Source organism: Pseudomonas sp. SIMBA_067, assembly GCF_046534675.1.
Taxonomy (GTDB): Bacteria; Pseudomonadota; Gammaproteobacteria; order Pseudomonadales; family Pseudomonadaceae; genus Aquipseudomonas; species Aquipseudomonas putida.
The window spans coordinates 1-237 of sequence record NZ_JAWRYH010001328.1 but is presented as its reverse complement, the minus strand read 5'-3'; the positions used below and the strand labels follow the sequence as shown (position 1 = coordinate 237).

At 67.5% G+C, this 237-nt stretch carries 1 protein-coding gene; it reads left to right on the top strand.

Features of this window, described 5'->3' with window-relative positions; genetic code table 11:
* On the top strand, positions 1-237 hold a 237-nt coding region (locus SB765_RS33650), incomplete at both ends, for a TIGR02444 family protein (protein ID WP_410933038.1).

The window sequence follows — 237 nt, the reverse complement described above, 5'->3', positions numbered from 1 at the left end:
CCAGGCCCGGCGTGGAAGAGGCCTGCCTTGGCGTGCAAGCGCTGGGCGGCGACGTTTGCCTGTTGCTCTGTGCGACCTGGCTGCAAGCACGCGGCGTGGCCCTGACTGAGCAGCGCGCGCAAGCCCTGGTTGATATCGCCGAACCTTGGCAGCGTGAGGTGGTGGCCCCGTTACGTGGCCTGCGTCAACAATGGCGCACGGCAGCGCACAACGATGCGCTGTTGGCGGCATTGCGTG